Origin of the sequence: Burkholderia sp. RF2-non_BP3 (assembly GCF_001522185.1) — a bacterium.
GTDB lineage: Bacteria > Pseudomonadota > Gammaproteobacteria > Burkholderiales > Burkholderiaceae > Burkholderia > Burkholderia diffusa.
In genome coordinates this window covers 226,060-239,104 of record NZ_LOSU01000043.1, presented here as the reverse complement: position 1 = coordinate 239,104, position 13,045 = coordinate 226,060, and the positions used below count along the sequence as shown (strand labels likewise).

At 67.5% G+C, this 13,045-nt stretch carries 14 protein-coding genes; 6 read left to right on the top strand and 8 right to left on the bottom strand.

What is annotated here, in order from left to right; genetic code table 11:
* Positions 1-19 precede the first annotated feature (19 nt).
* Positions 20-682 carry an adenylate kinase gene (gene adk, locus WS45_RS23010; protein ID WP_059690572.1) on the top strand — a complete coding sequence of 221 codons (663 nt, stop codon included), beginning with the start codon at positions 20-22 and terminating at the stop codon, positions 680-682.
* A 213-nt stretch (positions 683-895) separates the two neighbouring features.
* Positions 896-1,654 (top strand): SDR family NAD(P)-dependent oxidoreductase, encoded by a 759-nt coding sequence (locus WS45_RS23005; RefSeq protein ID WP_059701828.1) that lies wholly within the window; start codon positions 896-898, stop codon positions 1,652-1,654.
* 78 nt (positions 1,655-1,732) lie between these two features.
* Here WS45_RS23005 and WS45_RS23000 read toward each other — a convergent pair whose 3' ends face one another.
* Entirely contained in the window at positions 1,733-2,575 is an 843-nt protein-coding gene (locus WS45_RS23000; RefSeq protein WP_059528320.1) for a SirB1 family protein, read from the bottom strand.
* 8 nt (positions 2,576-2,583) lie between these two features.
* Positions 2,584-4,134 (bottom strand): murein biosynthesis integral membrane protein MurJ, encoded by a 1,551-nt coding sequence (gene murJ, locus WS45_RS22995; RefSeq protein WP_059527801.1) that lies wholly within the window; start codon positions 4,132-4,134, stop codon positions 2,584-2,586.
* Between the two features lie 304 nt (positions 4,135-4,438).
* On the opposite strand from murJ, the gene rpsT reads away from it, so the two are divergent.
* Positions 4,439-4,711, top strand: a complete 273-nt coding sequence (gene rpsT / locus WS45_RS22990) for a 30S ribosomal protein S20 (RefSeq protein WP_006482211.1) — start codon at positions 4,439-4,441, stop codon at positions 4,709-4,711.
* A gap of 147 nt (positions 4,712-4,858) precedes the next feature.
* On the opposite strand, the gene WS45_RS22985 is transcribed toward rpsT, so the two are convergent.
* Complete coding sequence (locus WS45_RS22985; protein WP_006762342.1) at positions 4,859-5,179, bottom strand: DUF3579 domain-containing protein; 321 nt, start codon at positions 5,177-5,179, stop codon at positions 4,859-4,861.
* 413 nt (positions 5,180-5,592) lie between these two features.
* Between WS45_RS22985 and argF the strand changes: the two genes are divergently transcribed.
* On the top strand, positions 5,593-6,522 hold the full coding sequence (gene argF / locus WS45_RS22980) for an ornithine carbamoyltransferase (RefSeq protein ID WP_059511839.1): 930 nt from the start codon (positions 5,593-5,595) through the stop codon (positions 6,520-6,522).
* 120 nt (positions 6,523-6,642) lie between these two features.
* On the opposite strand, the gene murB is transcribed toward argF, so the two are convergent.
* The gene (gene murB / locus WS45_RS22975) at positions 6,643-7,692 is read right to left on the bottom strand and encodes a UDP-N-acetylmuramate dehydrogenase (protein WP_059701826.1); all 1,050 of its coding nucleotides are present in this window, start codon (positions 7,690-7,692) and stop codon (positions 6,643-6,645) included.
* Between the two features lie 136 nt (positions 7,693-7,828).
* Between murB and WS45_RS22970 the strand changes: the two genes are divergently transcribed.
* Complete coding sequence (locus WS45_RS22970; protein WP_006762345.1) at positions 7,829-8,314, top strand: YajQ family cyclic di-GMP-binding protein; 486 nt, start codon at positions 7,829-7,831, stop codon at positions 8,312-8,314.
* Positions 8,315-8,396: 82 nt separating this feature from the next.
* On the opposite strand, the gene plsY is transcribed toward WS45_RS22970, so the two are convergent.
* Together plsY and ybaK are read right to left on the bottom strand one after the other, a co-directional pair.
* Positions 8,397-9,035, bottom strand: coding sequence for a glycerol-3-phosphate 1-O-acyltransferase PlsY (gene plsY, locus WS45_RS22965; protein ID WP_059690575.1), 639 nt, complete (start codon positions 9,033-9,035; stop codon positions 8,397-8,399).
* 182 nt (positions 9,036-9,217) lie between these two features.
* Entirely contained in the window at positions 9,218-9,709 is a 492-nt protein-coding gene (ybaK, locus tag WS45_RS22960; RefSeq protein WP_059527812.1) for a Cys-tRNA(Pro) deacylase, read from the bottom strand.
* Positions 9,710-9,988: 279 nt separating this feature from the next.
* Between ybaK and WS45_RS22955 the strand changes: the two genes are divergently transcribed.
* Positions 9,989-11,551 (top strand): class I adenylate-forming enzyme family protein, encoded by a 1,563-nt coding sequence (locus WS45_RS22955; RefSeq protein ID WP_059701824.1) that lies wholly within the window; start codon positions 9,989-9,991, stop codon positions 11,549-11,551.
* Between the two features lie 46 nt (positions 11,552-11,597).
* On the opposite strand, the gene xerD is transcribed toward WS45_RS22955, so the two are convergent.
* Both xerD and WS45_RS22945 read right to left on the bottom strand, forming a co-directional pair.
* Positions 11,598-12,566 carry a site-specific tyrosine recombinase XerD gene (xerD, locus tag WS45_RS22950; protein WP_059701822.1) on the bottom strand — a complete coding sequence of 323 codons (969 nt, stop codon included), beginning with the start codon at positions 12,564-12,566 and terminating at the stop codon, positions 11,598-11,600.
* The gene (locus WS45_RS22945) at positions 12,566-13,033 is read right to left on the bottom strand and encodes a methylated-DNA--[protein]-cysteine S-methyltransferase (RefSeq protein ID WP_059701962.1); all 468 of its coding nucleotides are present in this window, start codon (positions 13,031-13,033) and stop codon (positions 12,566-12,568) included. Before WS45_RS22945 ends, xerD begins: the two co-directional genes overlap by 1 nt.
* Positions 13,034-13,045: the final 12 nt, after the last annotated feature.

Genomic DNA, 13,045 nt, shown 5'->3' with positions numbered 1-13,045 from the left:
ACATACTGGAGATATCACCATGCGTTTGATCCTGTTGGGCGCGCCCGGCGCGGGAAAGGGCACCCAGGCAAACTTCATCAAGGAAAAGTTCGGCATCCCGCAAATCTCGACGGGTGACATGCTGCGCGCGGCCGTCAAGGCCGGCACGCCGCTCGGCATCGAGGCGAAGCGCTTCATGGACGAAGGCAAGCTCGTGACGGACGACCTGATCATCGGTCTCGTGAAGGAGCGCCTGAAGGAAGCCGATTGTGCGAACGGCTATCTGTTCGATGGCTTCCCGCGCACGATCGCGCAGGCTGACGCGATGAAGGACGCCGGCGTCGCGATCGATTACGTGCTCGAAATCGACGTCCCGTTCTCGGAAATCGTCGAGCGCATGAGCGGCCGCCGCACGCACCCGGCGTCGGGCCGCACGTACCACGTCAAGTTCAACCCGCCGAAGGTCGAGGGCGTGGACGACGTGACGGGCGAACCGCTGATCCAGCGCGACGACGACAAGGAAGAAACCGTCAAGAAGCGTCTGGAAGTGTACGAAGCGCAGACCAAGCCGCTCATCAAGTACTACGGCGACTGGGCGCAGCGCGGCGAGGAAAACGGCCTGAAGGCCCCGCAGTATCGCAAGATCTCGGGCCTCGGCAGCGTCGATGAAATCCGCGAGCGTGCGTTCGACGCACTGAAGTAAGCACAGCGTCGTGCACCGCAAGCCGCCCTTCCGGGCGGCTTTTTTTTCGTCTGCTGCAGCCGTTTCGTCTGACCTGGGTTCGCACGACCGTGCCGCACTGGTCGGCGCGCGACGGCGCCCCGTACAATCGATCGAACGCGTGCGCCGTGTGGACCGGCGCACCGGCCCTTCCTCCGATCGACCGGCATCGGACCCAAAACCAAGGAGACAGTGATGGAGATTCGCGGCAACGTCTTTCTGATCACGGGCGGCGCATCGGGCCTCGGCGCCGGAACGGCCCGCATGCTCGCGCAGGCCGGTGGCAAGGTCGTGCTCGCCGACCTGAACGAGGCGGCCGGCACGGCGCTCGCGACCGAGCTGGGCGGCCTGTTCGTGCGCTGCGACGTGTCGAGCGAGGCCGATGCGCAGGCGGCCGTCGACGCCGCGACGCGCGCGGGCACGCTGCGCGGCCTCGTGAACTGCGCGGGCATCGCGCCCGCCGCGAAAACTGTCGGCAAGGACGGCGCGCATCCGCTCGACGTATTCGCGAAGACGATCAACGTGAACCTGGTCGGCACCTTCAACATGATCCGGCTCGCGGCCGCTGCGATGGCGGCGACCGCGCCGAACGACGGCGGCGAGCGCGGCGTGATCGTCAGCACCGCGTCGGTCGCGGCCTACGACGGACAGATCGGCCAGGCCGCGTACGCGGCGTCAAAGGCCGGCGTCGCGGGCATGACGTTGCCGATCGCACGCGACCTGTCGCGCAGCGGCATCCGCGTGATGACGATCGCGCCCGGGCTGTTCGAGACGCCGATGCTGCTCGGCATGCCGAAGGACGTGCAGGACGCGCTCGGCGCGATGGTGCCGTTCCCGCCGCGGCTCGGCAAACCGGACGAATACGCGATGCTGGTGCGCCAGATCGTCGAAAACCCGATGCTCAACGGCGAAGTGATCCGCCTCGACGGCGCGATCCGGATGCAGCCGAAGTAAGGGCCTCGCAATTGCAAATGAAAAACGCCCGCGATGCGGGCGTTTTCACGTTCGGCGTTTCGGCGCTACCGCGGCGGCTCAGTCCTCGTCGTCGCGCTGCATCCGCTGCCGCAATTCGGTCACCTGCGATTCGACGACGGTCGCGTCGTCCGCATCGGGCCGCTCGCCGAGATACTGCTCGAGATCCTCGAGCGCCGGGCGCAGATAGTCGAGCCGCGCATAGGCGAAGCCGCGGTCGCGCACCTCGTCGAGCTGTTCCGGCAGCAGGATCACGAGCCGCTGCTGCACGGCAAGCAGCCGCTGCCAGCGCTCCGTCTGCAGGTAGATCGTCTTCAGGTTGCGCAGCATCCGCGCGATGATCTCGCGGCTCGTGGCCGGCTGCAGCAGCGCGCGCAACGCGCTGTCGACCGCGCCCGCCGCACGCGCGACGTACGGCTCGAGCATCTCGACCATCTCGGCTTCGGACAGCGAATGGCCGTTGGTCGGATCGATGATCAGGTCGCCGTCCGGCAGCGTCACGCGCAGCAGGAAGTGGCCGGGGAACGACACGCCGCGCGCCGGCACGCCGATCTGCTCGGCGAGCTCCAGGTACAGCACCGACAGCGAGATCGGAATCCCGCGTCGCCGCTTAAGCACCGCGTTCAGGTGGCTGTTATCGGGGTCGTAGTAATCGTTGTGATTGCACGCGAAGCCGAGTTCTCGGAAGAAGAACTCGTTCAGCGCGGCGACGCGGTCCTTCAGGTCCGCATCGTCGGCGAGCCGGCGGCGCAGCCGCGCGGCCAGCATGTCGATTTCGGCCAGCGTGCCCTGCAGGTCGAGGTCGGGATACGCGTCCTGTGCGAGCGACAGCGCGGTTTCCGTGACGGGCAGACTGTCGTCGTCCGCCACGAGCGTGCTGAAGTAGTCGAGGACGCGGGTCATTGCGGTCGTCACTTGGCGCGCCTTCTGAAGTAAGCGTATTTGAAGCCCATCACCCACAACATACCGAAATATAGTGCAGCGAACAGCACCAGGCACGCCGCCATCAGCGCGATGCGATCGAGCGGCTGCGCGCGCATGCCGGTCCAGTCGAAGCTGATCGCGCACCAGTGCATCAGGCCCGCGAGCACGAGCGCCGCGCCGATCAGCTGCATGAAGAAGCGCAGCCAGCCCGGCGACGGCTGGTAGATGCCGCGCTTGCGCAGCCCGAGGAACAACAGCAGCGAGTTCAGGCATGCGCCGACGCCGATGCTCAGCGTGAGGCCCGCATGGCCGATCAGCGGCACGAACACGTAGTTCGAGATCTGCGTGACGATCAGCACGCCGATCGCGATCTTCACGGGCGTCTTGATGTCCTGCTTCGCGTAGAAGCCCGGCGCGAGGATCTTGATCAGGATGATGCCGACGAGGCCGATCCCGTAGGTCGCGAGTGCGCGTGCGACCATCGTGACCGTATGCGCGTCGAACTTGCCGTAGTTGAACAGCGTCGCGGTGAGCGGCGTCGCGAAGAAGAACAGCGCGAGCGCGCTCGGCGCCGCGAGCAGGAACGTGACGCGCAGCCCCCAGTCGAGCAGTGCCGAATACTCGTGCGAATCGGCGTCGACGTGCGCCTTCGACAGGCTCGGCAGCAGGATCGTGCCGAGCGCGACACCGAGCAGCGCGGTCGGGAATTCCATCAGGCGGTCGGCGTAGTTGATCCACGACACGGCGCCCTGCCCGAGCCGCGACGCGATGTTGGTGTTGATGATCAGCGACAGTTGCGCGACCGACACCGCGAACGTCGCGGGCACCATCTTCGCGAGCACGCGCTTCACGCCGGGATGACGCAGCGCGCGCACCGGGTTGAGGCCGATCAGCGGCACCATGTCGATCTTCTTCAGCCCCGGCAGCTGCACGATGAACTGCAGCACGCCGCCGACGATGACGGCCCATGCGAGCGCGTAGACCGGCACCTTCAGGTGCGGCGCGACGAACACCGCCGCGGCGATGAACGCGACGTTGAGCAGCACCGGCGCGAACGCCGGCAGCGAGAAGCTCTTGTAGGTATTCAGCACGCCGGACGCGAGCGTCGTCAGCGAGATGAACACGATGTACGGGAACATGATCCGCGTCATCGTGACCGCGAGCGGGAACGCCTGCCCGTCGGTATGCAGGCCGGACGCGACCGCGAACACGACCCACGACGCGCCGGCGATCCCGAGGACCGACAGCACGGCGAGCGCCCAGGCGAGCACGGTCGACATCGCGTCGACCAGCGCCTTGGTCGCATCGTGCCCCTGCTGGTTCTTGAACTCGGCCAGGATCGGCACGAACGCCTGCGAGAACGCGCCTTCGGCGGACAGGCGGCGCAGCAGGTTCGGAATGCGGAAAGCGACGTAGAACGCGTCGGTGTATTGACTGGCGCCGAACGCACGGGCGATCAGCGTCTCGCGGGCCAGTCCGGTCACGCGCGACAGCAGCGTGAAGCCGCTGACCGTCAGCAGGGCTCGGAATAGATTCATGGGGCGCTTATTATACGGACGTTGCGTGTCCCGGCACGGACGGATGCCGAAAAGGGCCCACGTCGCCGGCGCCCCCGTCCGGCCGACGTCACGTTGACCTTGCCACGCGCTTGATTTTGTTGCTATAATCGCCGGTTTCTGAGCCTGTTACATGCACGGCGCCTGTCGTTTTCATGTCTCGGCCTCGGTTAAAATCACCGTTTTTTATGCGCCCCTGGGCAATCGTTCTCAGGGGACGGATCGAAAAGCAGCGCTTGGCCGTCAGGCTCCAAGCTCTGGAAACAGGACAGGATAAGGAACCGTCATGGCTAACTCCGCACAAGCACGCAAGCGCGCCCGCCAAGCCGCGAAGGCAAATTCGCACAACTCGGCGCTGCGCTCGAAATTCCGTACCGCGATCAAGTCGGTTCGCAAGGCTGTTGAAGCCGGCGACCAGGCAAAGGCTGCCGAGCTGTTCAAGGCTGCCGTGAAGACGATCGACACGATCGCCGACAAGAAGATCGTTCACAAGAACAAGGCCGCTCGCAGCAAGAGCCGCCTCGCCGCAGCCGTCAAGGGTCTGCAGGCAGCAGCGTAAATCCGGTGCGCCCGCTCTCGCGGGCGTTCCTGTTTCCTGCGATCGCAAAAAAGCCCGCCTAGGCGGGCTTTTTGTCGTGCGTCGCCTGCGCATCGCGCCGGGCGACCATCAGACGCGGGCGCGGGATGCTCCCCTCGCCCGCCGAACTCACTTCTTCTCGTTGTAGTCCGGCAATTCGCACGCCTCGGTGACGACGAGGTTGTTGTCCTTCGCGAAGTTCAGCACGAAATCGAACGCCATTGGCTCGATGTCGCGCAGCCGGGAATCGAGGATCACGCATTTCAGGTCGCCGAGCATCGTCGGGCGCACGTACAGCGAATATTTCAGGCGCGCGTTCGGCCCGCTCGCACCCGGCCCGAAACAGGCCATCACGCCGGCCAGACGCTCCGACCAGTCGCTCGGGCGAAACTTTTTCCCGTCTTTCGTGATGCCCTGGATGAAGAATTCGGTCGGAGGGGTTTCAGCCATGTGGTTACCCAAGTGACGGCCCGGCGATGTCCAGGCGACGGCGCCTGGATACGCGAACACAAAGCTGGAGTGGACGGCGACACATGCGCTCCGATATCCCGAAAACAGGACGTCGCTGCGTGCCGCCGGCGCGCCGCACCGGATTTGTGCAGCGCATGGCTTGTGTCCGGCAGAGCGCGAAGAGCCTTGCCTGCCGGGCTGGAGAAAACTTTTGGATTATACCGCAGCGCGACATCGCGCGTCGTCTCGCGGCCCCTCTTCCGGCATCCTCGCGTGCGCGCGACGATCCCGCCCCGGTTTTCGGCGCGGCTCGTCAAAGCACAGAAAATCCTTTATGCTGCTTTGAGTTATCCACACCCGACGGCGGCGCCGTCCGGCCCCGCTGCCGGTCCAGACCCGCCGTATTTCGTTTCATGACCGCCAAAACCATTCGTCACTACCTGCAGTTCAAGGATTTCTCGCTGGAAGACTACGAGTACGTGCTCGAACGCACGGGTATCCTGAAGCGCAAGTTCAAGAACTACGAGACCTATCACCCGCTGCACGACCGCACGCTCGCGATGATCTTCGAGAAGAGCTCGACGCGCACGCGCCTGTCGTTCGAAGCCGGCATCTTCCAGCTCGGCGGCCACGCGGTGTTCATGAGCACGCGCGACACGCAGCTCGGCCGCGGCGAGCCGGTCGAGGATTCCGCGCAGGTCATCTCGCGGATGGTCGACATCATCATGATCCGCACGTTCGAGCAGGACGTGATCACGCGCTTCGCGGAAAACTCCCGCGTGCCGGTGATCAACGGCCTGACCAACGAATACCACCCGTGCCAGGTGCTCGCCGACATCTTCACGTACTACGAGCACCGAGGCCCGATCGCCGGCAAGACGGTCGCTTGGGTCGGCGATGCCAACAACATGCTGTACACGTGGATCGAAGCCGCGCAGATCCTCGGCTTCAAGCTGCGCCTGTCGACGCCGCCGGGCTACGCGCTCGACATGAAGCTCGTGTCGCCGGACAGCGCGCCGTTCTACGAGGTGTTCGACGATCCGAACGAAGCGTGCAAGGGCGCCGATCTCGTGACGACCGACGTATGGACGAGCATGGGCTTCGAAGCCGAGAACGAAGCGCGCAAGCAGGCATTTGCCGACTGGTGCGTCGACGAGGAAATGATGGGCCACGCGAACGCGGACGCGCTCTTCATGCACTGCCTGCCCGCGCATCGCGGCGAGGAAGTGACGGCCGGCGTGATCGACGGCCCGCAGAGCGTCGTGTGGGACGAGGCGGAAAACCGCCTGCACGTGCAAAAGGCGCTGATGGAGTTCCTGCTGCTCGGCCGCCTCAAGCACTGATCGCAGCACCCGCGGCCCGCCGGCATCGGCCGGCATGCGAAAAAAAGCGCCGATCGTCGATCGGCGCTTTTTGTTTGTACGCGGCGAGAGCGAATGAAATGCGCGGTACGAAGCGCCGCGTTACAGGCACACCGGCTCGGGTTCGAGCTCGACGCCGAACCGCTCGCGCACGTCGTCCTGGATCGCGCGCGCCAGCGCCAGGATCTCGGCGCCCGTCGCGCCGCCGCGATTCACCAGCACGAGCGCCTGCCGGTCGTGCACGGCCGCCGCGCCGAGCGCGCGCCCCTTCCAGCCGCAGCGGTCGATCAGCCAGCCGGCCGCGAGCTTCACCTGCCCGTCCGGCTGCGGATACGACACGACTTCGGGCACGCGCGCGCGCAGCGCGTAGAACTGCGCGGCGTCGATCACCGGATTCTTGAAGAAACTGCCCGCGTTGCCGAGCACGAGCGGATCGGGCAGCTTCGCGCGGCGGATCGCGACGACCGCGTCGAACACGTCGCGCGGCGTCGCCGCGTCCGGCGCGATGCCGCGCGCGTCGAGCTCGCGCGTGACATCGGCGTAGCCGAGCCGCGGCGTCCAGCGCTTGGGCAGCCGGAACGTCACCGCCACGATTGCGAAGCGGCCGCGCCCTTCCCGCTTGAAGAAGCTGTCGCGATAGCCGAACGCGCAGCGCGCGGCGTCGAAGTGCTCGCTGCGCCCCGTCGCGAGCTCGACGGCGACCAGCGAATCGAAATACGTCTTCATCTCGAGGCCGTACGCGCCGATGTTCTGGATCGGCGCGGCGCCGACGGTGCCCGGAATCAGCGCAAGGTTCTCGAGGCCAGGCATCCCGTGCTCGAGCGTCCACGCAACGAACGCGTGCCAGATCTCGCCGCCGCCGGCCTCGACGTACCATGCGTCGTCGTCCTCGCGCACGACGCGGCGGCCGGCGATCTCGTCGAGCAGCACGACGCCGTCGAAATCGCGCGTGAACACGACGTTGCTGCCGCCGCCGAGCACGAGCTGCGGCAGCGACGCGACGCGCGGGTCGCGGTGCAGCGCCTCGAACTGCGCCGCCTGCGTGATGCGCGCGGCAAAGCGCGCCTTCGCGGCGATGCCGAACGTATTGTGCGCGGCAAGCGGATGGTCGGGGAGCAGCGACAGGGCGGAATCGTCAGGAGGCATCGGCATTCGCGGTCACGTCCGCCGGGCGGGCTCACGGCCGGCCTTGGGCAAACGGAGGGGCATCGGTAAAATGGCAAACAGTCCGCAATTATAGCGAGTGCCCGCGCGCGAGCCGGGCACCCGCATCTCAAGGGAGAATGCCATGCCATCGTTCGACGTCGTTTCCGAAGCGAACATGATTGAAGTGAAGAACGCCATCGAGCAGTCGAACAAGGAAATTTCGACGCGCTTCGACTTCAAGGGCTCCGACGCGCGCGTCGAGCAGAAGGAGCGCGAGCTGACGCTGTTCGCCGACGACGATTTCAAGCTCGGCCAGGTCAAGGACGTGCTGATCAACAAGCTCGCGAAGCGCAACGTCGACGTGCGCTTCCTCGACTACGGCAAGGTCGAGAAGATCGGCGGCGACAAGGTCAAGCAGATCGTCACCGTGAAGAAGGGCGTGACGGGCGACCTCGCGAAGAAGATCGTCAGGCTCGTGAAAGACAGCAAGATCAAGGTGCAGGCGAGCATCCAGGGCGACGCGGTGCGCGTGGCCGGCACGAAGCGCGACGACCTGCAAAGCGTGATCGCGATGCTGCGCAAGGACGTGACCGACACCCCGCTCGACTTCAACAACTTCCGCGACTGATCGACGCCGTCGACCGGCCATGCCGCGCCGCCGGGCCCCGCGCGCAGGGCGCCCCGGCGGGCGGCGGCAGTCATCCCCTTCCTCAGACCTTCCCGCCGTCCTGCGCACCACCGTCGGACGCAGCTTTCTTCTTGTCGCCGATCCGGCTTTCCTGCCCCGCCAGCAGCTTCGAGATGTTGCCGCGGTGGCGCCACACGAGCAGCACGCTCATCGCGAGCACGGCCCACGCGACCGGGTTGTGGCCGGTGCCGAACAGGAACACGTCGAACACCGGTGCGAACACGGCCGCCACCAGCGCCGCGAGCGACGAATAGCGGAAGAAGAACGCGACGATCAACCAGGTCAGCGCGGTCGCCAGGCCGAGCACCGGATGCACGGCGAGCAGCACGCCGGCCGCGGTCGCGACGCCCTTGCCGCCCTGGAAGCGGAAGAACACCGGATACAGGTGGCCGATGAACACGGCGATCGCGACCCACGCGACGGCGACGTCGGACAGCCCGAAGTGCCGCGCGAGCCAGACGGCGAGCCAGCCCTTGAACGCATCGCCGACGAGCGTCAGGATCGCGGCCTTCTTGTTGCCGCTGCGCAGCACATTGGTCGCGCCGGGATTCTTCGACCCGTACGAACGGGGATCGGCCAGGCCCATCGCGGCGCTGACGACGACGGCGAACGACACCGAACCGATCAGGTAGGCAACAAGTGCGGCGAGCAGGATCTGCATGCGGAGAACTCTTCTTTCAACGTATCGGTGAAGGGGCGGCCGGGCACGGCATGCCGGCCGGTTGCGGCGGGCGCCGTCGCGGCGAACCGCCGGCGGGCCGTGGCGGCCGGCCGTGCGGGCCGACCGGCCGAAACGGCGCTCATTCTACCGAACGAGCACGGCCTGCCACGAAGGTGAAACCCTCAGTCGACGCTCGCGCACTGGACGGGCGTCGCGCCGAGCAGTGTCGTGAGCACCGTCGGCGCGAGGCTGACGAGATAGCCGCGGCGGCCGCCGTTCAGGTAGATCGTCGGCAATTCGAGGATGGTCGACTCGACGTACACGGGCATCGTCTTGCGCGTACCGAACGGCGACGTGCCGCCGACCAGATAGCCGGAATGGCGGTTCGCGACGTCGGGCTTGCACGGCTCGACGCGCTTCGCGCCGATCTGCCGCGCGAGGTTCTTGGTCGACACCGTGCGGTCGCCGTGCATCAGCACGATCAGCGGCTTCGCGTGCTCGTCCTCCATCACGAGCGTCTTCACGACGCTGTGTTCGTCGACGCCGAGCTGGCGCGCCGACTCGCCGGTGCCGCCGTGCTCGACGTAATCGTACGGATGCTCGCCGAAGGCGACGCCGTGGCGGCGCAGCAGCTGGGTCGCGGGTGTCTCGGACACGTGTCTGGATTTGCTCATGGCGGCATTTTAATGGCGAACGACCGGCGGGCGGGCGTCGACACACGACCGCACCGTCCGGTGCTCGGGGCGGCATGCCGCGCACCGGCGGTATACTCGTGGCCCTTTTGCACCGGTGTCCCGGGCGAGCACCCGTCGCCGCGGCGCGCCCGTCCATCATCATTGCGCACATCGCGAAGTGCTATTGCCCGATTGGCCGATTGTGGCGCGCCCGCCGTCATGGCACGATCGTTCGCAAAACTTGCCGCGCCGCCGCCCGGCCCTTCTTCTGGAGACGCCATGTCCTCGCCTGTCCGTTCATCCGCGCCGCTCGACGTCCCGGCGCTGCTCGCCGCCTTGCCCGAGCGCATCGCCGACGTGCCCGCCCGCTGGGCCGCGCAAGCGCCCGCGCATCCGGCGCTGATCGAGGACGCGCGCCGCCTGTCGTACGGCGAGCTGTCGCGCGCGGTCGATGCGGCTGCCGAGCGGCTCGCGCGCCTCGGCGTGCACGGCGGCGATCGCGTGATGATCGTCGCGGAAAACAGCATCGCGCAGATCGTGCTGTTGTTCGCGGCGGCGCGCGTCGACGCATGGGCGCTCGTGTCGAACGCGCGGCTGTCGGCCGGCGAACTCGATGCGATCGCCGCGCATGCGCGGCCGAAGCTGATCGCGTTCGCGACGGAGGCATCGCCCGATGCGCGCGCACACGCGGCGCGCCACGACGCGACGCCGGCCGACGCGCTGCCGGTCGACATCGGCGCGTGGTCGTACCGCGTCGACCCGAGCGCGCCCGACGAACCGGTGGCGGCCGATGGCGCCGCGCAATGCGCTGCGCTGATCTACACGACCGGCACGACGGGTTCGCCGAAAGGCGTGATGCTGTCGCACCGCAACCTGCTGTTCATCGCGGCGACGTCGAGCGCGCTGCGCCGCGTGTCGCCGGACGACATCGTCTACACGGTGCTGCCCGTGTCGCACGTGTACGGGCTCGCGTCGGTCTGCCTCGGCAGCCTGTACGCGGGCGCGACGCTGCGGCTCGCGCCGCGCTTCTCGCCGGAAGCCGTGCGCGTCGCGCTTGCCGACGAAGGCGTGACGATCTTCCAGGGCGTGCCCGCGATGCACGCGAAGCTGCTCGAGCACCTGCACACGCACGCGCACGCGTGGCGCGCGCCGCGGCTGCGTTTCGCGTATTCGGGCGGCTCGCCGCTCGACGCCGACCTGAAGGCGCGCGTCGAGCGCGTGTACGGCGTGCCGCTGCACAACGGCTACGGAATGACCGAGAGCAGCCCGACGATCACGCAGACGCCGCTCGACGCGCCGCGTGCCGACTGCTCGGTCGGCATGCCGATCCCGGGCGTCGAGATGCGGATCGTCGCGCCGGACGGCGCCGACGTGCCGCAGGGCGAAGTGGGTGAAATCCGCGTGCGCGGTCCGAACGTGATGCTCGGCTACTACCGCAACGCGGAGGCCACGCGCGCGGCCGTGTCGCCCGACGGCTGGCTGAGCACCGGCGATCTCGCGCGCCAGGAAGCCGACGGCTCGGTGACGATCGCGGGCCGCAGCAAGGAGCTGATCATCCGCTCGGGCTTCAACGTGTATCCGGTCGAAGTCGAACAGGTGCTGAACGCGCACCCGGACGTCGTGCAGGCGGCCGTCGTCGGACGCGCGGTCGAGGGCAATGAGGAAGTGCTCGCATTCGTCGAACTGGTGCCGGGCGCGACCGCGACCGAGGCCGCGCTGCAGACGTGGTGCGCGGAACGGCTCGCGCCTTACAAGCGCCCCGCGCGCATCCGCGTGCTCGATGCGCTGCCCGCCGCATCGACGGGCAAGGTGCTGAAGCACAAGTTGCGCGAACTCGCGTGACGCGCGGGCGCGGGCCCCATCCCGCGTGTGGCCGACGCGCGCCGCGCTAGCCGCGCGGGTGGTGCTGCGCGTGCAGCGTCTTCAGCCGCTCGCGCGCGACGTGCGTGTAGATCTGCGTGGTCGAGATGTCGCTGTGGCCGAGCAGCAACTGCACGACACGCAGGTCGGCGCCGTGGTTCAGCAGATGCGTCGCGAATGCGTGCCGCAGCGTATGCGGCGACAGGTGCGCGCGCACGTCGGCCTGCTGCGCGTGGCGCTTGATGATGTTCCAGAACTGCTGGCGCGTCATCCCGTCGCCGCGTCCGGTCACGAACAGCGCGTCGGCCGCGCGCGCGCCGAGCAGCGCGGGCCGCGCGTCGCGCAGGTAGCGCTCGATCCAGCCGTGCGCGACTTCGCCGAACGGCACGAGCCGTTCCTTCGAGCCCTTGCCCATCACCCGCACGACGCCCTCGTTGAGCCCGACCTCGACGGTCTTCAGCGTGACGAGTTCGCTCACGCGCAGCCCGCTCGCGTACATCAGCTCCAGCATCGTGCGATCGCGCAGGCCGAGCGGCGTTCCGATGTCGGGCGCGCCGAGCAGCGCTTCGACCTGCGCCTCGGACAGCGTCGACGGAAACCGCGCGGCCTGTTTCGCCGACGTGATCCGCAGCGTCGGGTCCGCGCTCGCGCGATGCTCGCGTACGGCCCAGCCGTAATAGCGACGGAACACCGACAACCGCCGGTTCGACGACGTCGCCTTGCCGTCGCTGCGCGCGGCGATGTAGCCGGTCACCATCGCTTCGTCGACCGAGTCGAGCGACGCGTCGTGCGTCGCGGCCAGCCAGTGCGAAAACAGCATCAGATCGCGTCGGTACGCATCGAGCGTGTTGCGCGCGAGCCCGTGTTCGAGCCACAGCGCGTCGCAGAACACGTCGATCGACGCGCGGCTCGCGAGCAGCGCGGGCGAAGCCGCGGCCTCGTCGCCATTGGCGTCGGGCGCGGAGTCGGAATCGGGGGAAAGCAAGGGTTCACTCATCAGTACGGCACGCCTTCGTGCGCCAGCAGCCAGCGCTTCACTTTCTGGTAATAGCCATTGTCGTCGTGGTTCGCGAAGCCGCCGAGGCCGCCTGCCGCCACGACGCGATGGCACGGAATCACGAGCGGGAAATAGTTCGCGCCGCACGCCTGGCCGACCGCGCGCGGCGCGCTGCCGATCCGCTTCGCGACCTGCCCGTAGGTCAGCACCGTGCCCGGCGGAATGTCGCTGATCACGTTCCACACGCGATGCTGGAAAGCACTGCCGACGTCGGCGAGCGGCAGGTCGAAACGCGCCGACGCGCGCTCGAAATAACGTTCGATCTGCTCGACCGCGCGCTGCGCGAGCGGCGAGTCCGGATCGACCGATTTGACCGACTCGGGCAGATAGACGATCTCGCGCACCACCGCGGCATCGGTGCGAATGCCGACCTTGCCGAACGGTGCGTCGATGACTGCGTTGAACATGAGCTTCTCCTC